This is a genomic window from Halorubrum yunnanense (assembly GCF_026586675.1).
Taxonomy (GTDB): Archaea; Halobacteriota; Halobacteria; order Halobacteriales; family Haloferacaceae; genus Halorubrum; species Halorubrum yunnanense.
Genome location: NZ_JAODIX010000001.1, coordinates 1 through 23,485 on the forward strand (window position 1 = coordinate 1; position 23,485 = coordinate 23,485).

The following is a 23,485-nucleotide window of genomic DNA, read 5'->3' on the forward strand; positions in this document are numbered from 1 at the left end:
TTGATGAACCGAATATCTGGAACTATCTTTGTCCGTAATTACAGGTAAAAACTAACGCACGACCGTATCAAAGGGGCAGCCGCGAGGACCGCGCAGGCGACGTAAGCACTGCAGGGAGTGAGCGAAGCGAACGACCGAAGCGCGCAGCGAGCGTGCGCGGTCCTCGCGGCTGGGGCGTTGGAGGTGTTCACAGACGATCTGTCGGCAACCGTTTATAAGCGAGCGGCTGGGGCGTTGGAGGTGTTCACAGACGATCTGTCGGCAACCGTTTATAAGCGAGCGGCTGGGGCGTTGGAGGTGTTCACCGCCAATTCGACCTCATCTGTTTATAAATAAACGATTGAGACCGCAGGATCGCTCAAGAAACCGCCGAGAACTATTTATAAAAGATCCACGTCCCGAATCGATTCTTAAATCGTCAGGATCGCGTTCACCAGCGTCCGCGTCGCGATCGCCGTCGCCGCGCCGAGCCACGTCAGGAGGACGAAGTGGATGTAGCCGTTCGCGGGGTTCCCGCCGTCGATCCGGCGGATCATCTGCGAGGAGAGGGCGGCGTTGAACAGCACGACCGTCAACAGCAGGTACTCGATCAGCGGAATGTCGTACGCGCCGGGGTAGACGATCTGGCCGATGTCCATCTCCTCGAGCCCGAAGTCGGCCGTGAGATCGGCGAGGATCGCGACGATCTCCAGCCCGATGAAGAAGGCGAACGTCGCCGCCGCCGTGATCCCGTACAGCAGCCCGATGAACGTCATCGCGGCCTGGCGTCGCTGCTCACGGAGCTGGTTCACGGTGTTCATATTTTTCGAGATCAGCTCGCCGAGCATTTTCGGGTCCCCGCCCATCCGCCGGCCGACGAGGTACATCTCGGAGAACTTCTGGATGAGGTACGAACGGGTGTCGTAGGTGAACTGCTCCCACGCGCCCTCGGTGCTGATCCGCATGTTGAGCCGACGGTAGAGCCGATCGATGTCGGGCGAGAGGTCGCCGAAGTTCTTGTCGCGCAGCGTGGTCAACACGTCGGTCGTCGTCGACTGCTTGGCGCTCTCGGTGGCGCCGAGCGCCCTGACGAACGAGGGGAACTCGCCGTCGCGGGCCGTGATCATCTGTTCCTCCTGCCTGAGGACGACGCCGGTGATGAAAAGCGGCGAGATGGGGACTGCGAGGTACAACGGGAGCCGGACGTCGTCGACGAAGAAGAGGAGGCCGGGGAGGCCGGGGCCGTAGCCGAACATTCCGGCCGCGGTGATCCCGATGATGAGGAAGGAGAGCCCGCCGCCGACCCCGAGCGAGGCCCACAGCCGCAGGTCGCCCGGCGCCCGCTCGTCCGGGTGGAACCAGATCGGGTCGTACGGCGACGTCGCTCGGATCATCGCGTAGAAGCCGAGCTGGACGAAGACGAACAGCACGATGACGGCCGCCACCGTCGCAGTCGGGTCGTTCCCGGTCAAGATCGGGAGTACGATGGCGAACACCAGCGCGAACGTCATCGAGAGGATCATCGACATGTACAGGTCCTTCATCACCTCCAGGTTCGCCAGCGAGGACTCGTACACCGTCTCGTACTTCGCGAGAATCACGTCCTGCTCCGAGACGAGGAACTCCTCCAGCGACTGCCCGGCCCCCATCGTGTAGCCGAGGCGGTCGAAGAAGTCGGCCATCGCGTCCGAGGGGACCTCCTCGGCTCGTCGGCGACACGCGTCGTCGAGGCTCTGGTTCCACGTGTCGACGAGGTGGACGACGCGGCCGATTTCCTCGGCCGCGACCCCGTACTCCTCCTCTTTCGCCAGCGTCCGGAACACCTCCATGCGGTCGATGTTCGTCGTCGACAGCACGGTCATGTGCGTCATCACGAGGTGGAGCTGGTTGTCGATCTGGTTCTCCAGGCCGGAGAGGTAGATCTTCGGGTAGATCACCGCCGCGACGAGAACGAGCCCGCCGAACATCGGGACGGGGACCCGCGCCGCGAACGGCAGGGGCAGAGCGAACAGGCCGACGACGCTCGCGGCGAACACGAGGATCGCGGGGATCAACACGAGCCCGACGTACTTCCGCTTCGAGATGTCGAGCTTCTCGTACGACTCCATGACGGCCGACGTCAGCTCGGCCGCGGTCGCGAGCCCGTTGCCGACGTCTTTCACCGCCATCTCACTGCTCGCCCCCGTTCGCCGCCGCCGTTTCGCCGGACTCGCCCGTCACGGCGATCACCTGACGTTCCGGTGCATGTCGAAGGGAAGCCCCTCGACGCCGTCGCGCTGGAAGGAGTTGATGGCCTCGTTCACCTCGTGGTAGCCCAGGATTCCCTCCTGGATCATCCGCTCGATGAGCTCCGCGCGGAACTCCAAGTCGTCGTAGATGTCACGGGTGTCGGCGTACCCCAGAAGCGTCGCGATCTGCTCTTCGAGCACGTAGGAGTTGTTCATCCCCTGGAAGACGATCTCGTCTTCGACGGGGTCCCAGCTGAACGCCTCGCGGGTGACGACCCCTTCCATCTCCTTGGAGTACCCCTCGATCTCTTGCACGCTCGTCACCCGCCGGAGCACGTCGTCGCCCTGCTTCACCCGGTTCTGGAACAGCGCCACGTCGGCGTTGTCCATGAACGTCTCCGGGACGTTGATCGGCTCGGAAGTGAACCGCTGGATCATCGAGACGATGTCGGACGCGTGGAAGGTCAGCATGACGGGGTGCCCGGTCTGGGCCGCCTGGAACGCCATGCGCCCCTCGGCGCCGCGCACCTCGCCCACGATGATGTAGTCGGGGCGCGACCGCAGCGCGGCGGCGACGAGGTCGAACATGTCGACGTCGGAGCTCCCCTCGCCGCCCCCCTCGCGGGTCAACAGCTGCTGCCAGGTGCTGTGCGGCGGGATGACCTCGGCGGTGTCCTCCGCGGTGTAGATCTTCGAGTCGTCGGGGATGTACGAGAGGATGGCGTTCAGCGTCGTCGTCTTCCCGGACGCCGTCTCCCCGACCACGAACACCGTCTGCTCGTTCTCCAAGCAGAGCCAGAGGTACGCCGCCAGCTGCGGCGAGAGCGTCCCCCAGTTGGTGATCTGATTGATCGACAGCGGCACCTCCTCGCCCTGCCGGATCGTGAGCGAGGAGCCCTTGAGCGAGACGTCGTCGGAGTAGATGATGTTGATACGCGACCCGTCCGGCAGCGTGGAGTCGACGATGGGGTCGGAGTCGGAGAGGGGGTCGCCGATCCGCTCGCCCATGTTCCGCAGCCAGTTGTCGAACTCCTGCGGCGTGCCGAAGTCGACGGTCGTCTCCAGCATGCCGTAGGTGCCGTGGTCGACGTGACACTCCTTCGGCCCGATGACGTGGATGTCCTCGTTGGCCGTGTCGCGCATCACCGGTTCGAGCGGACCGAGCCCGACGATGTCGCGGTTGAGCCGGTACCGGATGTTCTCGTAGGTCTCCTCGGTGACGGAGAGCTTCCCGAAGTTCCGAATCTTCGAGAGGCCTCGGCGCCAGCCGGTGGACTCGTCGTCGACGTGAGTCACCTCCTCTAACAGCTCCTCGATGAGGTCGTCGTACTCCGCCTCCGAGTCGGGGGCGTTGTGCTGACCGCTCGCGGTGAGCAACCGGTTTTTGACCTGATTGAGGATCTCGGCCTGCGGGCCGGACACCTCCGGCTCGATGGCGTAGTACTTCGTGTCCTGCCCGAGGTCGCCGTAGATGTGGCTGTAGATCGGCCCGCCCACGGGGTAGATGACGTTCGGACGGTTCGACTCGTACTCGTCTTTCGGCTCCTCGATGAACTGCGGGAACTCCCCGGTGATCTGCTTGAACTCCCGGAGGTGTTCCCGGAGATGCGGACGCTGCATGGCGGCCTTCCGGAGCTCTTCCGACGGTTTCGCGGTTCCGTGTTCGGTCATGGTCTACCCCGCCCCTCCTGACGGATCGGTCGCGTCCCGACCGCCGGGACGGCTGTGCGGCGACTCGCTCATGCGTTCAGGCGACGCTCCGGCTCTCAATGACGATTCCGGTCCCCGACCGGACCGAGAAGCCGATCGTGTCCCCGACCTGTTCGCCCATCCCCGCGAAGCGCTTCACGTTGATCTGCCGGCGGATGTCGTTGCCGACCTCGATCATCTCCAGCTGGAGGAAGACGTCGGCGATCGACCGGAACGGGCCGATCGCGTCGTCGTCGACCGCTGAGGGGTCGACAGTGAGTACGACCACCTTCCCCTGCGAGATGATCTCGCGGAAGAAGGAGATGATCTCCAGGGCGGCCTGTCGCTCCTCGTTTTTCCGGACCAACGCCTCGAACGTCGGGTCGTTCCGGAAGATGGCGTCGAACGTGTCGAGGAACACCACGTCGGAGTTCCACATCGCCTCCGCGTTCATCAGCCGCTTGAGCAGCTCCTTCCGCTCGCCGTCGCCGTCGGAGAACGCCCCCCCGGAGTCGAAGTCGGCGTGGAGGAAGAGCATCTCCTCGTTCAACAGCGGCTTCACCATCTCGTACTCCAGCGAGTGCATCTGGTCGATGAACCCGCGGACGGTGAGCTCCGTCGACATCATCGTCACGGACGCGCCCTCCTCGACGAGCCCGTAGGCGAACCGCTGGGAGATGGCGCTTTTGCCGGCCCCGTAGTCGCCCTCGATGAGGACGATGCTGCCCCGCGGGATCCCCCCGCCGAGCTCCTTGTTCAGCCGGTCACGCTCGCCGAGGCCGATCGAGAGTAGGTTGTCGTGTGGCATGTGATCACTCCACTCGGAACTGGAACAGCTCCTCGTCGCCGTTTACCGTGAGGTACACCCGGTGGTCGGTCCCCGACTCGAGCCCGTTCTCCGTCCCCTCCAACTGAGTGACGTCGATCGTGAGCCGCAGGACGTCCCCGCGATCCCACGCCGCGCCATCGCCGGCCGAGACGAGCTGCCCCTCGATTGCGCCCGGGGGGACGTACGCGCCGTCGAAGACGATGTCGAGGTCCGAGCCGTCGGGGTGGAGGCGTTGTGTCCCGGTGTTTTTTATCAGCAGCGTCACGTTGTGGTTGCTCGTGTTGTACACCCCGGCGCTCGCGTCGGAGATGACCGTCACGTCCGTCCGGAGCTGCTCGGTGGCGTCGATTCCGGCGTCCTCCACGGCCGCGCTCACGCGGTCGACCCCCGTCGTGATCGTCCCGACGACGCCCGCGGCGATCACGAGGCTCGCGATGAACAGGATGAGGTGAGAGACCGGAACGCTGGCCATCTACGCGCTCACCTCCGCCGCGTCGCGGACCCCCGACTCGACGACGAGGACGACGCGGGTGGGGTCGTCCCCGGTCGTGATCGCGGTGTCGACGGTCGTCGTGTTCACGGTCACCGACAGCGTCTCGCCGCCGAGCCAGAGCTCGGTGTCTGCGTCGCCGTCGACGGTCGTCGTCGCGTTCGGTCCGCCCACGTCGACGTACTCGTTGCCGACGACGAGGGTCGCGTCGCTCGCGACCAGCCCGACCGAGCCGTCGTTGGTCGCGTTGACGACGAGTTCGTTCGCGCCGTCATCGTACGTCGCGTTCGTCACCGCGAAGTCGGTGTTCTGCCGCTCCAGCGAGCGCTCCTGGATCCCTTGTTGCGCGTCCGTGACCCGGTCGAAGCCGTTGGCCGCGACGGGGTAGAAGGCGGTGAACGCGAAGAACAGCCCCGCGACGATGATGGCCGTCGACGCCGAGACGCTAACGCCCATCTCCCCACCCTCCGTCGGCCGGGTCGGCGCGGTCGGAACGCGGGTTCGGGTCGTTCATGGGTCGCGGAGAGCCGCCGTTCCGATCGCGTCCCTCGGGTCGGTCGCCGCCGCGGTCCGCTCGCTCGTCGCCCCCCTCCGCCCGTTCGTCGGGACGCCCCCCGTCGCCGTGACCGTTCCTCCGGCGCCCCTCGGCGTCGTCCCGCCGACGCCCGTCCCGATCGCGCTCGTCGCGCCGGCGGCCGCCGCGGTCCCCGCGCCGGTCCGGCCCTCGACCGCGGCCGACTGGCGGCGGGCCGCCGCCGACCAGTGAGCCGCCGGCGAGGTCGTCCCATCGGTCGAGCAGCAGGAGGTGGCCGCTCGTCCCGTTGAGCTGCGTCACGTATCGGAGACTCCGGGTGTGGTGCTCCCGGACCAGCCGGTCGGTTCCCGGCCGGTCGACGAGGTTGCGGTCGATCGTGCCGAACCCGGAGAGGAAGTCGCGGAGCCGCGCCGCGGCGTCCGGGCCCACCCACTCGATGCGCTCGTAGTAGTTGATCGCGCGCACCGCGTCCGTGACGTCGCTCTCGGAGACGAGGAACTCCAGCCACTCCATCACGAGGAGGTCGCCGACGTAGTCGCCGGGGAGCTCCGTGAGGTACGGCTTCCCGCGGTTCCCGGAGAGATCGCCCTCCTGAACGTACTCGAAGCCGCCGCCGTTCGCCTCGGCGGGGTCGCCGCCGGGCCGCGGGCCGCGCGTGCGGTCCGCCGCCGGTTCGGGCTCGGGCTCGGGCTCCGGTTCTGGCTCTGGCTCTGGCTCCGGTTCGGGCTCGTGGCCGTTCGTCGCGGGCTCGGCGTCGTCCGCCGGCCCCTCGTCGAAGTCGCTCATCCCCTCGTCGAACGACTCGACGCCGTCGTCGAGGCCGTCGTCGAACGAATCGCCCCCGTCGTCGAACGGGTCCGTCTCGTCGCCGAGGTCGTCGTCGAACGAGTCGTCCCCGTCGTCGAACGGGTCCTCGTCCGTGGGGGCGCCGGCGTCGCCGTCGCCCCCCTCCTCTTCGGCCCAGTCGGCCTCCCCGGCGTCGTACTCCTCTTTCAGTTCGCTGAAGCTCTTTCCGTCGTCGTTCATGTCGTCTCCGTCGTCCGCCGCCGCGGTCTCGGACGAGGCGTCGGCGGGGTCGCCGTCGTCCGTGTGGTCGTCGTCCGGTTCCCCGTCCAGCTCGTCGAACTCGTCGCTCCCGTCGTCGAGGCCGTCGTCGAGCATTTCGTCGTCGAAGAACCCGTCGGCGTCCGCGTTCGCGACGTCCTCGTCGAGGTCCTCCTCGCCCGCATCCTCCTCCTCGTCGTCGAAGAGGCCGAACGACCCCTCGCCGCCGCCGCTGACGCTGTCGAAGCCGCTCGAATCGTCGACGAAGGGGTTGATCCCGCGGGTGACCATCTCGTAGATGTCGAGCAGGTTCCTGACGTCCTCCTCGATGTCGTCGACCGCGGCCGAGATTTCCTCGTTCTCCGACCGCACCGTGGACACCGTCGAAGAGAGCGACGCGACCTCGTTCTCCAGGTCGTCGAGTCGCTTCTCGAGCTCGTCGGTGTCGGCGCCGGCGCCGCCGGCAGCGCCGCCGTCGTCGAAGTCGTCCATCTCGTCGAAGTCGTCCATCCCGTCGAAGTCGTCGAAGCCGTCGCCGCCACCGCCGCCACCGCCCCCGCCGCCACCGCCGCCACCGCCGCCAACCCCTCCGCCGCCGAAGGGGTCGTCGTCGCCCATGCTTCCGGAGTCGTCGTCGTCGGAGCCGCTGTCGTCGAGGAAGCGGTCGAGGACGCTCGCACCGACGAGCCCCAGCGTGGCGACTATCCAGGTGACCGTTGGAGCTCCCCACACCGGTAGTTCGAGGCCCATTACCGAGTACCATCCGCAGAACACACTTCAATTCACCCCTCAAAATATCAACAGTGAGAAGGAACCGTACTCCCGGACGGTGGGCGCGCGCACCGGTCGCGGCGCGGCAGGGGAGCGCACGCCGCGGAGCGCCTCGCTCAGAGGGTGCGCTCGAACCCGTCCGCGGCCCGGACGACGAGTCCCCCGTCCGGCCTGAACCGAACCGTCCGTCCGACGTCCTTGCCGACGTCGCTAGCCACAATCGAGACCCCGGCCGAGGCGAGACACCGCTCGGCCCGCTCGACGTTCCGCGGGCCGACGGCGTCGGTGAGGTCGAGCATCTCGGCGCCGCCGGCGACGCGCGCCTCCAGCCGACCGGCCGCCGCGCCGGCGTCGGTGAGATCGCTGACGAGCGCGTCGATGCCGGCGTCGACGTACTTCCCCCGGCGGGCGGCGGCCGTCCGCCCCTCGTCGCCCGTCGGCAGCATCGCGTGGAGGAGCCCGCGAACGCCCGCCCGCCGGTCGACGAGCGCGACCGCGACGCAGGAGCCGAGCCCGCTCGTCGTCAGCGTCTCTCCGTCGGTCGCGACGGCCAGCTCGCCCACGCCGACCTTGATCCGACGCTCGGGGGCGACGCCGGAGCCGTCGGAGCCGCCGCTTCGCTCCCCGCCGTCGCCGCTGCCGCTCGCCTCGCGGTCTCGCGACCCGCGGCCGCGGGACGACGATGGGTAGCTCACGTCTCGGAGAGACGGTCGAGGGCCCGCGTCAGTTCGCGCTCGTCGGGGAGCGCGTACACGTCGCACCGCGCCTGGACGCCTTCCGTCTGGATCGCGGCGTCGATCACGAACCCGTAATCCTGCCGGCGGCTCAGCTTGGCGACCAGCGGGCTGATCGTCGCCGAGCCGATGTCGTGGACGAACTCCGGCGGCGAGTGGGTGATCGACGTGCCGAGCACGTTCGCCCAGCCGTCGATGAACCCGCTCGTCATCACGTTCCCGAGCTCGCAGAGCGCGTTCTCCGCCATCCCGCCGAGCGGTTCGTCCGGCTCGCTCGGGAGCATCGACTCCGCGATCGTCGCCGCGGACTCCTCCTCGAAGAGGATCGCGAGGTAGCCGCTCGGCTCTCCCTGGAGCTCGAAGACGGTGCCCGCGTGCGGCTCGACGCCGACTTCCGCGGGCACGTCCGCGAGGGGGACGAACCGCAGCCGACTCACGTCGACGGTCGTGTCGAGCCCGGTCATCATCGAGATGTTGTCGGCGGCGTTCGTCGAGCCGCGCTTCGCCAGCGACGCGAACGTCGACAGCGACTCGTACGGGACCGCGGTGCCGCCGCCCTCGCCGGCGACCCCCGCCGCCTCGGCGCCCGCGGTCGCGGCCGGCGCCGTCTTCCCGACGATGAGGTCGCGGAACGGGCCGGAGTCGGGGAGCATATATATAGAGAAGTCGAGATCGGTCGTCGTCGCGTCCAGCCGGCTCTCGAAGAGGAACACGCCGTCGCCGGCGAGCGCCCCGTCCGGGAGGACGGCGGCGCCGTCGGCCTCGAAGTACCGGGGCGGCGTCATGTCGATCGCCTTCCCGAGGTAGTTCGCCCAGCCGTCAAGGAAGCCGCCGAGCGCGATGTTGCCGACCTCGGTCACCGCGCTGCGCTCCACCGACGCGCCGCCGGGTAAAAGCGAGAGGAGGGCGTCGACGTTGGCGGCGTCGAACGCGAGCACCGCCTCACCCTCTAGGCCGCCGCGGAGCCCGACGCTCACGCCGATGGACTCGCGGCCCGCGAACGCCTCGGCGAGGTCCTCGCCCCTGGCGACGCTCGCGCCCGTGACCTCGACCGCCAAGTCAGTCCCCGTGAGGTCTGCGAGCCCCGCTGCGGCCCGCTCGGCCCCGCGCTCCGCCAGGCGGTTACACTCGCCGAGCGCCCGGACGTCGACCCGCATTATACCGCCGATCCGATCGCGTCGAGCACGTTCGGCTTCTGGAACGGCTTCGTGATGTATCCCTCGGCGCCGGCCTTAATGGCGGCCTTCATCTTCTCCTCCTGGCCGACGCTGGTACACATGATCACCGTCGCCCCCGGGTTCTCCTCTAAGATCTCCGTCGTCGCCTCGATCCCGTCGCGGATCGGCATTACGATGTCCATCATCACGAGGTCCGGGCCGTGTTCCTCGTACATGTTGACCGCCTCCACGCCGTTTTCGGCCTCGCCGACGATCTCGAACTCCCCCTCCAGAATCTCTCGGAGGAGGTTCCGCATGAACTCCGAGTCGTCCGCGATGAGCACGCGCGTTGCCATGGTTGTCTCGAAAGCGGGTCAGCGGTCACTTAACGACTCCCCCGCGGTTCTCAGCGCTGAGAACCGACGGTGGCGGCGCTCGTCGAGGAGCCGGAAGTTACACCCAGTGACCGAGGAGGTGGACGGCGCCGACGAGGGCGGTGCCGATGAGCGTTTCTCGCGTGCCGATCCCGAACGGGAGGAACGTCGTCGGCTCGTCCTCGCTGTCCCGACCGCCGGAGTCACCGGTCGGGTCCGACGAGTTTCCGTTAGGATTCGACGTGTTTCCGTCGGAGTTCGTGGCATCCGCGGAGTCAGTCGCAGTCGAGTTTCCGCCGGCGTCCGTGGAGTTTGCGTCGGTGGCCGTGGAGTTTGCGTCGTCATCGCCGCTGCTCGAGGAGTTCTCGGCGTCGTTCGTGTCGGCGCCGCCGTCATCGTCGTCGATCGTCGTCCTCGCCGGATTCTCCGCGACGACCAGCGTCCCGTTTCTCTGATCCCCGTCAAGCGTGGTGGTGAACGGATATTCACCGGGGTCGAGACGGACGGTCGCGGACGGGAAGCTGACGGTGCGCGACTCGTTCGACGACAGCGTCAGTTCGCGAGCGGTCGTCAGGTTCCCGTCGGCGACATCGAGCGCGAGCGTTCCCTCTCCCTCCAGTCCGCCGGCGTTTCGGACGTCGATCCCGAGCGCGGAGAGGTTCCCTCCCTCCGCGACGGTGGCGTTCTGGGGCACGCCGTCGATCGCGAGCCGATCCGGGTCGTCGGTGTCGTCGACGACGATCACCGTGCGGCTGTCGCGGAGCGTCGTCCCGTCGTACAGCTCGTAGTTCAGCCGAGTCCCCGGATCGGCGCCCCCGAGGTCGGCGCTGATAGAGAAGTTCCCCTCGGAGAGTTCCACCTGCGACTCCGACCGGAACGGCTCGTCGCGCTTGTCGTCGACGAAGGTCGCGGACATTTCGATCGGGGGTAGTATCGTGGTGGTCCCGGTCACCGCCCCGCCTGACGCCTCGACGAGGAGTTCGCCGTCTTCAGTGACATGGTCGTATTCGAAGTACCGCTCCTGGATCGAAAACGACGCCTCCGCGCTCACGGTCCCGTCGGCGGTCTCCCAGTACGGGAACTGTTCAGGGGCGTCCGATCTTGGCTCGAACGCTGCCGGCGGTTCGTCGGTGTCGGCGAAGGCGTACCGCTGCCCCTCGGTTCCCTCCAACGCGAACTCGACAGAGAACTCGTCGCCCGGTTCGGGATCCTCGGTGAACGGACCTCCGTCACTCGTGTCCAGAACGAGGTAGAGTCGGCCGGGCGTCGAGTCGCCGGTCTCCAGTTCCTCCGCGCCGGCGATGAAGAGGGAGACGTCTTCGGGATCGGCCTCGGAGAGATCGAGTTTCGATCGGGGCTCGTTCATCTCCGGGTTCGTCTGTCGGACGCGGAGGGAGACGCCCTCTTGTTTGTCGTCGATCAGCTTCGTCAGGACGGTGTGGTCGACCGCTTGGCCGGCCTGAAGCGACTCCTTGTCCGCAAAGTACGAGAGCGCCCCCCAGATGCCGGTCGACTCGAAGCCGAGGACGACGCGATCGCCCTTCGTCACCGCGGTGCGGTCGAGGCCGTTCTGTTCGAGAGTACTGAGCGATTTGTTGTCGGCCCCGCCTTCGATATCGTTCGAATCCGCGGTCGTGAACACCTCAATCTCGTCGTGAAACGTCGGCTTCGTCAACAGGAGGTCCGACTGCGCGGCCGTCTCGACCGGCGTCACGACGCCCGGCTCCTCAACGACGAACGTGCCGTTGGTGATCGCAAGCCGGTACCGCTCCGGCACGAGCGGCCGCGCGAGCCCGCCGGCACCGGTCGCGCCGGAGAGGTCAGAGAGATCCTCCACGTTGTCGTGTGGGTTTCCGTCCTCATCACGGAAGTCGAGATCACAGCCGCCCTCGCGACAGCTCTCGGCCGTGCTGTTGTCGGTTCCGAGGAGTCGCGTGTTGATCGTGACGTTGTTGCTGTCGGACTGTAGTACCACGACGTCGGTGTATCCGACCGACCCCCCGGTATCGGTGAGCCGATTCCCGCCGATCAGGAGATACCGCTTTTCGTCAATATCATTGTATCTGATCTCGACGGTATCGCCCGCAATCCCGGTGTAAGTCGGACGGACGAACGAGCCGTTGATCGCTGGACGGTCGCTCGGACCATCACCGGCCGTCGGCTCCGCGGTGACCGCGTTGGGCCCGAAGGGTTCGGTCGGCGACTCAGGGTCAGGAGCCGAGAGGTCCGCGGCAGCGGGAGCCGTTGCCACGACTACGATCACCGCGACGAGGACGACGAGCGCCGTCGTGCCGCATAGGGTCGTCGAGAGCCGGCGGAGGCAAGCCGGGAGCGTCACGTCGGTGCCTTTAGGTCCGGCCGTGTCGCACGGTTTCGCGGCTCTCGACCGCTCGGACCGGTCCGTCTCGTCATCGGGTGTGGCTGTCATCGTGGTGTGGAGGGATCGTCGGCTCCGCGGGAGCACGGAGCGTGTCTGTCGTCCGTCGGTCCGAGGGTCACCGACTAAAGCGTACCCTCCCGATTATCACGCCTGTGAACCGGCTCGGAACGCGAGCGACGTGAACTCGTCAATATCGACCGACTGCGCCGGGGTGAACCGTTCAGTCGTTCCCCGAAGAATTAACCCCGACCGGCGTCGCCTTTGACTACGATGGCATCGTGTCCCCGCTGTGAGGCGTCGATAGACGACGAGGCCCGGTTCTGCGCGGAGTGCGGCGCCCCGCAGACGGAGGACGCGGCCGAGGAGCTCGACGAGTACGTCCAGCGACAGGCCGAAGAAGTGGCGGGGGCCGGGAGCACCGACGGCGGGAACGCCGAGAGCAACGCGTTTCCGTCGAAGGAGGAACTGACCGACCGGCAGCAACTCTGGCGGCGCGGCTGTTACGTCGCCGGGTACGGAACCGTGGTCGTCGCGCTCACCCTCGTCCCGGCAGTCGGCGCCTTCCCGCTGATCCTCGCCGGGATCGCGATCCTCCCGCCGATCCGGCGGCTCACCGCCGAACCGCTCGGGAGTCCGCTGAAACGCGAAGTGATGGCCGGGCTGTACGCGATATTCGCGGTGATCGGCGCAGCGCTGCTGTTCCTGCTGTAGGGCTTCTCGTTCCTCACCTCACTCGATCCTGAACCCGCCCTCCTCTTCAGCGGCGCGCACCAGATCACCGATGCTGTCGCTCGCCGAGAGCCCCTGACTCGCCGCGAACCGCTTTATCATCACCGGCGGAACGTCCACCGTCGTCTCGGAGGCCGCGAGCAGCAGCCCGATCGCCTCCGGCGTCGGCGAGCTCGGGCCGGCGTTCGACGCGAACCAGGAGATCAGCGTGTCGAACGTCGCGGTCACGTCGTTCGACACCATCCGCTGTCGGGTGGTGTCGCCCTCCGCGTGGAGCGTCGCGTCGATGCCGTAGTCGAACCCATCGCCGTCGAAGGAGCTCGCCAGCCACCGGCTCACCGCCTGCCGGTCGACCGCGTCAGCGCCGGTCGGTGCCCGCTCTCCTCCCGAACTCGGCCCGGCACGGCCCTGGCCGTCGGCGCGACCCTGTCCGTTCGCGCGTCCCCGTCCGCCGGCGCCGCCTTGCTGGTCGGCCTGCCGCTGGCCGCGGTTTTCGACGCCGGGACCGGCGGCGCTCGCGCGCGGGTCGTCCCCCGCAGGTCGGCGCTCGTCCGCATTCGCGGGCTCCGCGGCGGTGAACCCGCCCGAGTCGTCGGGGGGGGCCGCGTCGTCCGGCGGCGGCCGGCGATCACCTCGCGACCGACCGACGTTGGGCCGGCCGTTCGTCCCGACGACGTACCGTCCCTCCTCGATCTCGACGACGTTCTCGTCGTCGGTGAAGTCGAGTTCGTCGGGGTCGGCCGGCGGCGCGTCCGGATCGGCCGCCGGCGCGTCGTGGTCACTCATGAGTCGTGGTAGCGCGCGCCGTAAAATAGGTGTTGCGGCGGGTTCCCGCCGCGGAGCCGGTCTCCGCGGGGAAACAGTTGGTTGTCTGTGCGTCCGCGCTTAGAGGCGGACCGCTTCGCCTTCCTCGCTGAAGAGGTCGGGCGCGGTCAGTTCGACCTGCGTCGTCGCGCCGGCCGGCGAGACGATGTCGAGCGTCGCATCGTCGCCCTCGCCGAACGCCACAGAACCGTCAGCGAACGCACCGGAAGACGGGTTCAGTAGGATCGTGTACTGGTTCTGGTCGTCGAGGACGGGGTCGGCGAGGAAGCCTCCGTCGGAGCCGACCGCAAACTCACCGGGATTGAGGTTGGAAACCTGACTGAAACCAAGAGAAGCATCAGCCTCGGTACTCACTGCGGAACCAACTGTGGTTCCAGGCAGTGTACTACCCTCATTAAGCTCGACTTTTATCTGATCACCATCAGCAAAGTCGACTCCAGTGAGATCAATAGTTTCGATCACATTGTCTTCACCTGAGTTAACAGATACCGAATCAATCAGAGTGGTGGTTCCACCGTCCGTGGACCCTTCATCGACGTACACGAGTAGGTTGGTTGCCGTAGTCGAACTCGTAGTTCCGTAAGCGACTTCGATGCTAGTGGTATCTGTGCGAATGGTTGGCTGAATCGCGACTTCATCGCTCGTAACACCAGTTGCAGTCACACCATCTAGTTTGGTGTCAACAACCGTCGCTCCGGTAGAAGAGGTACCAGAACCATCGAGTTGTGCCTCGATATTGTTCCCTACCGTAAGGTCTTCAGTGGGAATAGCAACTTCATTAATTTCGTTTTCATCGAGGCTCTCGATGTCTACTGTCGTGATACTAGTACCAGCTACCGTGTCCTGAATAGTCAGCTGAGTAATATCCTCTGAGTTGATTTCACCAAGCCGAATCTGGACACTTTCAGCATCGTCAGGGATCTGCTGTTGGATGGTCACACCGTCGGTGCTCGGATTTTCGGGAACATTGAACGCCCGATCAGTGAACACAAGATTCTCCTGTCCGCCAGGCCCAACAGCCTGAATCGTCGTATCGGTCAGATCGATGTCATCAGCACCGGGCGCACCGGTGGTCGTCACGCGGATCTCGCTCAGCGTCGAAGTGTCACCGCTGACGATCCCGACGGAACTCGTCACCTCGATCCGCTCGGACACGAGGTCCGTACTCTCTTCGCCGGTCGATTCCGCCTGCGACTGGAGGAACCCAGCCGTGTTGATCAGGACGCCCGCGGCGATGGCGGCGACAAGCACCATCGCGATGAACACGATGAGCGTGCCGATACCGACCTGACCGCGGTCGTCGTTGGTAATGAACTCGAACATTGTTACAGCCTCACCGAGTCGCCGTCATCGCCGACCAGCGTGGTCGGGACGCGGATCTCAGTCGTCGTCGATGCGCCGGAAGCAGTCGTGAACGTCACCGTCAGGGAGTCGCCCTCAGTGAGCGCGTAGCCGCTGGCGTCTTCGAACGTATCACTCGCCTCGAGGTTGACGACGACCTCGGCGCGGTCACTGTTGTCCGTCAGAACGGGGCTGTCGCCAGTTTTGGTGAAGATGTCGTTGGTCGCCGGCGGGTCCTCGTCGAGCTGGAACGTCTCCTGCCCGGAGGTCCCGACCAGTTCGACAGTCACTTCGTCGAGGTCGATGTTGTCCGCGCCGGGCGCCGACGCGACGACGAACTCGAGCGAGCCGATGCCGCGCTCGCTGGTGCCGGCGACGTTGTCGGCGATGTCACCGGACTGGCTCACGACTTGGAGCCGCTCGCTCACCTGCGCTGTACTTTCCTCGCCCGTTGCTTCAGCCTGCGTCTGGAGGAACCCGGCCGTGTTGATCAGGACGCCGGCGGCGATCGCCGCCACCAGCACCATCGCGATGAACACGATGAGGGTCCCGATCCCCACTTGACCGCGCTCTTCCTCGTCCAGTATGGTTTCGAACATTGTGTGTTGCGTCGGCCCCCGGCCTGCCCGGCGGGCGTTATCGGTAGCGATGGGGATTTCCTACTTAAGATCACGCACCCGGCTATTCGAACTGATAAACTACTCAAGTCGGGCGATTTTAGTATTGTTTTCAGTAGTATAATTAAAGAATTCATCAACGATATCGGCGAGGCGGTATCAAAACTGGATCTGCGACGGAGCGGGAGGTGAGTCCGCGACGCGTCCGATACCGCGAAACCGGAAGGGAGGAAACGGTCGCGCGATCGATCGATCGATACGTCGACGCCCGACGGGAACCGCGTTCAGTGAACGGTCGAAACGAGCGTGTAGCGCCGGAATGTCCGCTTCAGCGTTCGCGTTCGCGCGCCACCGAGTCGACCGACTCGGAGCGCGACGGGGACTCAGCGCGGTCCCCCTCGGGGTCGGCCGCCAGCAGTCGGTCGAGGCGGCGCTCGAACTCCGCGTCGGAGAGCTCGCCCTCGACGTAGCGGTGTTTGAGGCGCTCGATCGGGGTCGTCCGCTCCTCGCGGTCGGCTCCCGCCTCCGACGCGTCGCGCTCCGCGGCGATCCGGTCGGCGAGGTACCCGCCGAGCGCGCCGCTCCCGACGACGTACGCCGCGCCGAACAGCGTGAGCGCGAGGACGCCGACGGTCGCCGCCGGCGACACCGCGGCGGCAACCCAAACCGCGAGGAACGTCAGCGGCAGCGACAGCAGCGCGACCAGCGCGCCCGTCGCGGCGCCGATCCGCGGGCCGCGGGGCGTCTCCGACTCGTCAGTCCAGCTCGCCACGCCGGCGCCGACCGCGGGCGCGATCAGGCCGACGACCGGGAGGACGCTTACGAGGACCGTGACCCCCGCCCCGACGCCGGCGCGCGCGGCGAAGTCCGAGAGGCGCGCGACCGTCGAGCGACCGCCGCGAGCGTCGACGGCCGTCATCGTCGGCGCTCCGAAGGCCGGGACGGCTCGGCGGGTCGGCGTCGGCACAGGGAGGCCTGTGCGCTCGAACTCGCCCCCTCGTCTCGACAGCGATCTGTCATCGAGATCTCTACGGAGTGCGAAATCAAAAGGGCGTCGGGGGGCTCGGTTCACCGTTCGTCGGGGGCCTCCGGATCGACCCGGTGGCGGGTCGGGGAGGGGGCGACAGGCTGACTCCGTTTCTCAGCGGTCGCGCAGGCGCGACAGCTCCGATTCGGGGATCACGAACTCCCGCGTGCCGGGCTCGTAAACGGCGAGGCTCCCGGCGACGAGCGCCATCGACGCCGCCAGCAGCCCGGTGTTGATCAACAGCAGCGCCTCCGCGTTCGCGAACGACGTCCGAAAGCCGGCGACGGGCGTCACGACGGCGGCGGCGACGACCAGTCCGAAGCCGACGGCCAGGAACGCCATCGCGGTGCGGCCCGACGACCGATACGCGGCGACCGCGAACGCCGCCAGCGTCGCGCTCGCACCCGCTAACACGGTGGTCGTCACAAGATACAACCCCTCGATGAGCTCCATGGTCTCTCTCCTCGAAGTCGATACATAAACCCACGGTGGCGGCTATCACCGGCGATAACACGTCGCCTTCGGCCGTGCGGCCGGAGCCGTCGAGAAGACCCCGCTACCACGCTCCTTCCGGAGTCCGAGGTTCCTGCAATGACCGGTACCCTTTTAAGATGTAAAAATCAACATCGATAACGTGAATGGTGGGGGATGACCTAATCACGGTGCTCGGGAACAAGTACAACACGAACATCCTGACGGCGACCGGCGACGCGATGTCCGCGCAGGACCTGAGCGACGAGCTCGACGTCCCGATCGCGACGTGTTACCGCCGCATAAACGAGCTCGAGGAGGCCGACCTGCTCGAGCTTCACGACCGCCCGCTCTCGGACGAGCATCGCCGCGTGAAGGTGTACCGCCGGAAGGTCGACGGCGTCGAGGTCGACTTCCGCGACGGGCTCACGGTGGAGGTCGAGGAGCGCTCCGCCGTGAAGAACCGGCTCGACGACGTGTGGCGCGACCTCTCCTCGAACTAGTCCCGCTCGGCGACGCCCCCTCCCGCGCCGTCCGTGCGTCTCGATACCCGCCTCGGGTGCCGGCTTCCCCTCCCGATCCGGTCCGCGTCAGAACGACGGCTCCTCGGACCGCCCCATCATGGAGAACCCGCCGGCCCCCTCGTGGACGGTGATCCCGCCCTCCCCGATCTCCATCGGGAAGATGTCGGTGTCGATGTCCTGTTTCCGCATCTTCGCCACCCAGACGTAGCGGTTGACGCCAGAGTCCGTGGGCGTCTGGATGAAGTAGATGTTCCCGTCCGTGAGGAAGTTCTCCAGCCCGACTTCGGTGTCCGGGAAGACGGCGCCCTGCTCGTTGATGAGCAGCGACGTCAGCCCGTTCGCCTTGAGGATGTCGGAGAACTTCAGGAGGTACGTTCGCTTCTCCTGTTCGGCGTCGAAGAAGAGCTGGAACATCGACAGCGAGTCGAGCACGAGTCGGTCGAACTCCCCGTCCTCGACCGTGTCGAGCAGGCGGTCGACCGCCGTCGAGAAGTCGGTCTCGCGCAGCATCTCTCGCTTGTCCAAGATCACGATGTCGCCGCTGTCGACGAGGTCGCCGAACTCCTCGAGACCGATCGACTCCGCGGCGCCGCGGATGTCCGCCTCGTCCTCTTCGAACGAGACGTACACGCCGCGCTCGTCGTGTTCCGTGACGCCGTGGTAGAGGTACTGGATCCCGAAGATGCTCTTGCCGGTCCCCGGGTTCCCGGAGACGAGCACCGTCGACCGCTCCGTGATGCCGCCGGTGAGGATCGAGTCGAGCCCCTCGACCCCGGTGGAGACGAGTTCTGACATTCGTCTCACCGTTGGCGACGGGAGTATATAAAAGACGATCCGACGCGACCGGGCATACCGACGGCGACAGCTTTATTCCTCGACACGCCGCCCCTTCGTGTATGTCCGGTGAAGCGTCCCCCGTCGACCCCGGCGGTGATCGGCGGTGAGCGACCCCTCGGTCCTCGTCGTCGAAGACGAGCCCGACATCGCCGCGCTGTACTCTGGCTTCCTCGAGGAACGGTACCGCGTCGACCTCGCGGAGAGCGCCGCGGAGGCGATCGACCGGGTCGACGCCGCCGTCGATGTGGTGCTTCTCGACCGCCGACTCCCGGACGGAAGTGGCGACGACGTACTCGAACACATCCGCGAGGCCGGCTACGACTGCCGGGTCGCGATGGTCACGGCGGTCGAGCCCGACTTCGACATCATCGACATGGGGTTCGACCTCTACCTCACCAAACCCGTCAGCCGCTCGAAGCTGCTGACGGCAATCGAGACCCTCCTCACCCGCACCGAGTACGACGACCTCGTACAAGAGGCGGCGGCCCTCGCGAGCAAGCGCGCGGTGCTCAGCTCGCAGAAGCCCGCGGCCCAGCGCGAGAGCAACGAGGCCTACGCCGAGCTCGTCGAGCGGCTGGAGGAGCTTGACGACGACATCGACGACCTCGGCGAGTCGCTCTCCTCCGACGACTACCGCGCGATGTTCCGCGACCTCGGCGAGGCCTGACGCGGCTTCGCTCGCGTCCCCGTTCCGTCCTCGGCCGCGCCCCCGTCGCCTTCTCGATCCGCCTAACGACACCCTCCCGTCGACGGAGATTCAGCCCGAACCCAACCGACTGCGCCCGGATCCCGAACGAAGTTTGAACGGATGTCGGCCCGACTCTGCACCGATGTTGTCCGGTAGTTGAAAAATCTATATGCCCGCCATCGCCCTCGTTGAGATCATGACGAGACACGACACGTGGCGATGGTTCCTGACGACGAGCGGCGGACTCGTGACGCCGGCGCTCGCCGGTTGCCTCGGCGGGGGCGGAGCCGACGGCGACGTCACCGACGCCGTGTCGCTGTTCGACGCCGGGACGGAGCCGAACGCGGAGCCACCCGGTACCGGTCCCGACCGGACGCTCGCGCAGGACGCGCCCGACCAGGGCGCCGACGAGGGCGGTACCGTGCGCCGGCTGGGCCGCGTTGACGACGGTCACGACTACCCCGCCGTCGAGGACGTGGTTCAAGTGACTGTGACCCCGACGTAGATTATGATGGACGTTACCGAACGACGAGACCGGGTGCTCGCGGCGGTGGCGGCCGGGATCGCCGGGGTCGCCGGCTCGTACCTCGTCACGGGGTGGTCGCCGTCGTTCGTCATCAGACCCGTCGACCAGGCTATCGTCAACCTGACGCCGGGGCCGGTCGTGACGTTCGCCATCGAGACGCTCGGCGACGCGGGCCACCTGATCCACATCGCGATGGCGTTCGCGTTCGCGATCGGGCTGTTCGGTGCGGTCGCGTTCGCCGGGATCCGCCTCGCCGAACCCGCCGACCGGTCGCTGGTCGGCGCGGCGGCGACCGGCGCGGCGTCGTGGCTGCTCGCCGCCGGCCTGACCGGCGACCCGGCCCAGGCGCTGGGCGTGGCGCTCCCCGCGGCGGTCGTCGTCGTGGTCGCCGGGTCCGGCGCGTCGTCGGCCGGGCTCCAGTCGTCCGAGTCGGCGTCCGAGAGCGACTCTCCTGCGGTGGGGGCGTCGACGGCCGCCGTCGACGGGGTGCGTCGCCGGACGCTCGGGACCGTGGCGGGGGCGCTCGGGTTCGCCGCCGCGGCCGCCGTCGGTCGGCGATCGCTCGCGTCGGACGACGAGACCCTCGCCGACGCCCCGCGCTCCGAGGGCGCGACCGCGCGGCTTCGGGAGCTCGATTCGGCCTCGCTGGCGGTCGAGAGCGACGACCTTCACGGGATGGTGAGCCGGATCGGCGAGTTCTACAACGTCGACATCGCGGAGTTCGATCCGGAGGTCACCGCGACCGAGTGGTCGCTGACGTTCACCGGCGAGACCGGCTCCGAGCGGACGGTGAGCTTCGACGAGCTGATCGACCGCCCGGTCGAACACCGCGCGGTGACGCTGCGGTGCGTCGGCGAGGACCTGAACGGCCGCAAGCTGGACAACGCCGTCTGGACGGGGACGCCGATCCGGCCGCTGCTCGAGTCCGTCGACCCGGAGGGCGACTGCAACTGCGCGATGTTGCGCGGCGAGGACGGCTACTACGTCCAGTTCCCGGTCGACGTGCTCGCCGAGGGGTTCCTCGCGTGGGGGATGAACGGCAGAGAGCTCCCGACCGGTCACGGCCACCCGGTCCGGGTGCTGATCCCGGGCCACTGGGGGGAGACGAACGTGAAGTGGCTCTCGGAGATCGAGCTGCTGAACGTCGAGGAGGACGGGTACTGGGAGGAACGCGGTTGGGAGGGCACCGGCGAGGTGAAGACGGTCGCCAAGCTCTGGGACGAGGGGATCACCGAGCTCGACGACGGTCGGATCGAGCTCGCCGGCCACGCCTACGCCGGAACGCGCGGGATCGAGCGGGTCGAGGTCTCGACCGACGGCGGCGACTCCTGGACCGACGCGGCGCTCTCCGATCCGCTCCCCGACGGGGACGTCTGGCGGCAGTGGCGGCACGTCTTCGACCCCGGCGGCACGCACGAGGTCGTCGTCCGCGCGGTCGACGGCACGGGGGCCCGACAGCTCCGGGAGCCGTCGGACCCGTCGCCGACCGGCGCGTCCGGCTGGATCCGGCGGACGGTCGGCTGACGTGTCGCCTGCCGTCCCGCGATCGCTCCCTGGACCGTCCCGTCCGGGCCGAAACGACTTTCATCACCTACCCAACACACCAGTACGCCAGATGGAAAAGGCCCTGTGGTACCTGTTCGTCGCGAGCCGCGGTGGCGCCAACAGGGTCCGGATCGTCCGGGAACTCCGCGCCCGCCCCCGGAACGCGAACGAGCTTGCGGAGGCACTGGACGTCGACTACAACACGATCACCCACCACCTCGATATGTTGCGAGATCACGACGTCGTCGAGCCGAGCGACCACGACTACGGGAAGCTCTACTTCCTGACCGAGCGCTTCGAGCACCACGCGGAGACGTTCGAGGAGATCACGTCGGAGGTGGACGCCGAATGAATCCCGCCACGCCCACCGCGGTCGGCATCCTGATCACGGGCGTCAACAGCGCGCTGCTGGCGGTGTTGGCGGCGGTCTGGCTCGACAACTACCGCGAGTTCGGATCGACGCTCCTCTTGGGACTGTTGGGGTTCAGCGCCGTCCTGCTGGTCGAGAACTTGGTCTCCATCGCCTTCTTTTTCAGCAGCATGCGGACGCTGTACGCGATGGACCCGCTCGTCGGCCGAGTCGTGCTCGGGATGCGCGTGCTCGAACTGCTCGCGGTGTCGCTGCTGACGTACGCGACGCTGAAGTGACCGGGACCGGAGCCCGTCGCGTTTCCGCGGTCGCGACGGCGTCCGCCGCCTCACGAGAGCTGTTCGCCGACGATCCGGTCGGCCGCCGCGAGGAAGGCGCCGCGCTCGTCGATCGGGATCGTCGCGCCCGCGGCGACGTCGTGGCCGCCGCCGTCGCCCCCGACGGACTGACTCGCCTCCCGCATCACCGCCGAGAGGTCGAGTCCGCGTCGCACCAGGGCGTGTGAGCCCCGCGAGGACACCTTCAGCTCCTCGGCGCTCTCCTCCGCGAACGCGATCACGGGCTTCGACCCGTCGACCGCCGGCGAGCCGATCGCCATCCCGGCGACGATGCCGACGATCGTCTCGCGGATCCGCGAGCCGGCGTCGAACCACTGGAGGTGTTCCTCGTCGGTGACGCCCTCCGCCTTCACCCACTGGAGCCCCTCCGAGAGGTTCCGCCGATGGTTCCGGAGGAGCCGCCGCGCCTCGGCGAGCGCGTCGCCGCGGTCGCCGAGACACACCGCGAGGCCGACGTCGGCCCGCTCGTACCGGGCGGTGGCGTTGAGCAGGGTCGAGAACTCGCTGACGTCCCGCAGCTCCGTGCCCGGCTCCTCGTCCACCAGTGTGTAGGCGGTCCCGACGAGCGCCTCGATCCGGTCCGAAGGAACGCCGGAGGCGACCGCGCGGCGCATCAGCCCGGACGCCAGGACCTGTCGCTCCCCGGCGTCGAGGTCGACCCAGCGGCGCCACTCCCCGTCGCGTTTCACGTCGATATCGAGGTCGCTCAGGAAGGCGATCGCCCCTGCCTCGTCGTTCGAGATGCCGGGGATCTTCACGTCGGAGGCGTACTCCAGCAGCTTCGGGAGCGGGCGGGTCTGTCTCCCGTACAGGTCCAGGTCGGTCCGCGTCTCGATCACCCCCGCGTCGACGCCGTCGGTGACGACGGCCTCGTTGGCGCCGACGAGCCCGCCGTCCGAGTCCTGCATGTCGCCGACCGCGCCGACGACCGCGAGCGCGGCGAGGTCGCGGTTGTCGCCGTCCGGGCCCTCCAGCGCCCGGGCGAGCACGTAGCTGGCGCCGGCGCCCGACAGCTCGCTCGCGCCGTTGATGCCCTCCAGCAGGGGATTGAGGTGGAACGCCGTCTCCCGGTCGGCCGGCTGGTGGTGGTCGGCGATCACGGGGACGAAGTCGCCGCGCTCCTCGTGGTCGGCGATGACGTCGAGCTGGCCGGAGCCGAAGTCGGTGAACAGCACCACGTCGAACTCGCGGGCGGCGATCCCCGCGATCGACTCGGCGTCCAGCTGCTTCTCGAAGACGACCTCGTGGTCGATCCCGGCGCGCGCGAGCGCCGTCGAGGCGATCGCGCCGCTCGTCAGCCCGTCGGCGTCGATGTGGGACGCGAGCAGTACCCGGTCGGCGGCGCGGAGGCGGTCGGCGCAGGCGCTCGCGCGCTCGGAGAGGTCCGGCACGGGTGAGTCGGCGACTGCCATTACCTCCGTTGGCTCGCGATCGGAC

At 67.5% G+C, this 23,485-nt stretch carries 22 protein-coding genes and 2 pseudogenes; 7 read left to right on the forward strand and 17 right to left on the reverse strand.

The features are described 5' to 3' along the window. Positions 1–410: 410 nt before the first annotated feature. From flaJ to N5096_RS00050, 10 genes are all read right to left on the reverse strand, one after another. Positions 411–2,147 (reverse strand): archaellar assembly protein FlaJ, encoded by a 1,737-nt coding sequence (flaJ, locus tag N5096_RS00005; protein WP_267662300.1) that lies wholly within the window; start codon positions 2,145–2,147, stop codon positions 411–413. Positions 2,148–2,204: 57 nt separating this feature from the next. Further along, positions 2,205–3,878, reverse strand: a complete 1,674-nt coding sequence (locus tag N5096_RS00010) for a type II/IV secretion system ATPase subunit (protein ID WP_267662301.1) — start codon at positions 3,876–3,878, stop codon at positions 2,205–2,207. 76 nt (positions 3,879–3,954) lie between these two features. Beyond that, a complete protein-coding gene (gene arlH / locus N5096_RS00015) occupies positions 3,955–4,704 on the reverse strand; it encodes an archaellum protein ArlH (protein ID WP_267662302.1) in 750 nt (249 codons plus the stop codon). A gap of 4 nt (positions 4,705–4,708) precedes the next feature. Beyond that, the gene (arlG, locus tag N5096_RS00020) at positions 4,709–5,197 is read right to left on the reverse strand and encodes an archaellum stator protein ArlG (protein ID WP_267662303.1); all 489 of its coding nucleotides are present in this window, start codon (positions 5,195–5,197) and stop codon (positions 4,709–4,711) included. Beyond that, complete coding sequence (arlF, locus tag N5096_RS00025) at positions 5,198–5,671, reverse strand: archaellum stator protein ArlF (RefSeq protein ID WP_267662304.1); 474 nt, start codon at positions 5,669–5,671, stop codon at positions 5,198–5,200. Then, on the reverse strand, positions 5,661–7,544 hold the full coding sequence (locus N5096_RS00030) for a FlaD/FlaE family flagellar protein (protein ID WP_267662305.1): 1,884 nt from the start codon (positions 7,542–7,544) through the stop codon (positions 5,661–5,663). The genes arlF and N5096_RS00030 overlap by 11 nt, the downstream gene beginning before the upstream one ends. 137 nt (positions 7,545–7,681) lie before the next feature. After that, complete coding sequence (locus N5096_RS00035) at positions 7,682–8,140, reverse strand: chemotaxis protein CheD (RefSeq protein WP_267662476.1); 459 nt, start codon at positions 8,138–8,140, stop codon at positions 7,682–7,684. 116 nt (positions 8,141–8,256) lie between these two features. Then, a complete protein-coding gene (locus N5096_RS00040) occupies positions 8,257–9,456 on the reverse strand; it encodes a chemotaxis protein CheC (RefSeq protein ID WP_267662306.1) in 1,200 nt (399 codons plus the stop codon). Next, complete coding sequence (cheY, locus tag N5096_RS00045) at positions 9,456–9,812, reverse strand: chemotaxis protein CheY (RefSeq protein WP_092566902.1); 357 nt, start codon at positions 9,810–9,812, stop codon at positions 9,456–9,458. The genes N5096_RS00040 and cheY overlap by 1 nt, the downstream gene beginning before the upstream one ends. A gap of 97 nt (positions 9,813–9,909) precedes the next feature. Next, positions 9,910–12,258, reverse strand: coding sequence for a BGTF surface domain-containing protein (locus N5096_RS00050; protein ID WP_267662307.1), 2,349 nt, complete (start codon positions 12,256–12,258; stop codon positions 9,910–9,912). A 222-nt stretch (positions 12,259–12,480) separates the two neighbouring features. On the opposite strand from N5096_RS00050, the gene N5096_RS00055 reads away from it, so the two are divergent. Continuing rightward, complete coding sequence (locus N5096_RS00055) at positions 12,481–12,921, forward strand: zinc ribbon domain-containing protein (protein WP_267662308.1); 441 nt, start codon at positions 12,481–12,483, stop codon at positions 12,919–12,921. 18 nt (positions 12,922–12,939) lie between these two features. Here N5096_RS00055 and N5096_RS00060 read toward each other — a convergent pair whose 3' ends face one another. The 5 genes and pseudogenes from N5096_RS00060 to N5096_RS00085 all read right to left on the reverse strand — a co-directional run bounded on the left by N5096_RS00060 (position 12,940) and on the right by N5096_RS00085 (position 17,202). Beyond that, on the reverse strand, positions 12,940–13,725 hold the full coding sequence (locus N5096_RS00060; RefSeq protein WP_267662309.1) for a DUF7500 family protein: 786 nt from the start codon (positions 13,723–13,725) through the stop codon (positions 12,940–12,942). A 918-nt stretch (positions 13,726–14,643) separates the two neighbouring features. Then, positions 14,644–15,087 (reverse strand): annotated as a pseudogene (locus tag N5096_RS16455) (archaellin/type IV pilin N-terminal domain-containing protein); the annotation flags it as partial. A gap of 2 nt (positions 15,088–15,089) precedes the next feature. Next, positions 15,090–15,704: an archaellin/type IV pilin N-terminal domain-containing protein gene (locus N5096_RS00075; protein WP_267662310.1), complete on the reverse strand. Its 615-nt coding sequence runs from the start codon at positions 15,702–15,704 to the stop codon at positions 15,090–15,092. 346 nt (positions 15,705–16,050) lie between these two features. Next, positions 16,051–16,641 carry an SHOCT domain-containing protein gene (locus N5096_RS00080; protein ID WP_267662311.1) on the reverse strand — a complete coding sequence of 197 codons (591 nt, stop codon included), beginning with the start codon at positions 16,639–16,641 and terminating at the stop codon, positions 16,051–16,053. A 222-nt stretch (positions 16,642–16,863) separates the two neighbouring features. Beyond that, a complete protein-coding gene (locus N5096_RS00085) occupies positions 16,864–17,202 on the reverse strand; it encodes a hypothetical protein (RefSeq protein WP_267662312.1) in 339 nt (112 codons plus the stop codon). A 185-nt stretch (positions 17,203–17,387) separates the two neighbouring features. On the opposite strand from N5096_RS00085, the gene N5096_RS00090 reads away from it, so the two are divergent. Then, complete coding sequence (locus N5096_RS00090) at positions 17,388–17,723, forward strand: helix-turn-helix domain-containing protein (RefSeq protein WP_267662313.1); 336 nt, start codon at positions 17,388–17,390, stop codon at positions 17,721–17,723. 87 nt (positions 17,724–17,810) lie between these two features. Here N5096_RS00090 and N5096_RS00095 read toward each other — a convergent pair whose 3' ends face one another. After that, positions 17,811–18,539, reverse strand: coding sequence for an RAD55 family ATPase (locus N5096_RS00095; protein WP_267662314.1), 729 nt, complete (start codon positions 18,537–18,539; stop codon positions 17,811–17,813). A gap of 145 nt (positions 18,540–18,684) precedes the next feature. Between N5096_RS00095 and N5096_RS00100 the strand changes: the two genes are divergently transcribed. The 5 genes and pseudogenes from N5096_RS00100 (at position 18,685) to N5096_RS00120 (ending at position 21,988) form a co-directional block, all read left to right on the forward strand. After that, entirely contained in the window at positions 18,685–19,248 is a 564-nt protein-coding gene (locus tag N5096_RS00100) for a HalX domain-containing protein (protein ID WP_267662315.1), read from the forward strand. Positions 19,249–19,546: 298 nt separating this feature from the next. Beyond that, positions 19,547–19,774: pseudogene (locus N5096_RS00105) on the forward strand (spondin domain-containing protein); the annotation flags it as partial. A 3-nt stretch (positions 19,775–19,777) separates the two neighbouring features. Further along, entirely contained in the window at positions 19,778–21,319 is a 1,542-nt protein-coding gene (locus tag N5096_RS00110; RefSeq protein WP_267662317.1) for a molybdopterin-dependent oxidoreductase, read from the forward strand. Between the two features lie 91 nt (positions 21,320–21,410). Beyond that, entirely contained in the window at positions 21,411–21,692 is a 282-nt protein-coding gene (locus N5096_RS00115) for a winged helix-turn-helix domain-containing protein (RefSeq protein WP_267662318.1), read from the forward strand. Further along, on the forward strand, positions 21,689–21,988 hold the full coding sequence (locus N5096_RS00120; RefSeq protein ID WP_267662319.1) for a DUF8036 family membrane protein: 300 nt from the start codon (positions 21,689–21,691) through the stop codon (positions 21,986–21,988). Before N5096_RS00115 ends, N5096_RS00120 begins: the two co-directional genes overlap by 4 nt. 50 nt (positions 21,989–22,038) lie before the next feature. Here N5096_RS00120 and recJ read toward each other — a convergent pair whose 3' ends face one another. Then, positions 22,039–23,460 (reverse strand): RecJ family nuclease, encoded by a 1,422-nt coding sequence (recJ, locus tag N5096_RS00125; RefSeq protein ID WP_267662320.1) that lies wholly within the window; start codon positions 23,458–23,460, stop codon positions 22,039–22,041. Positions 23,461–23,485: the final 25 nt, after the last annotated feature.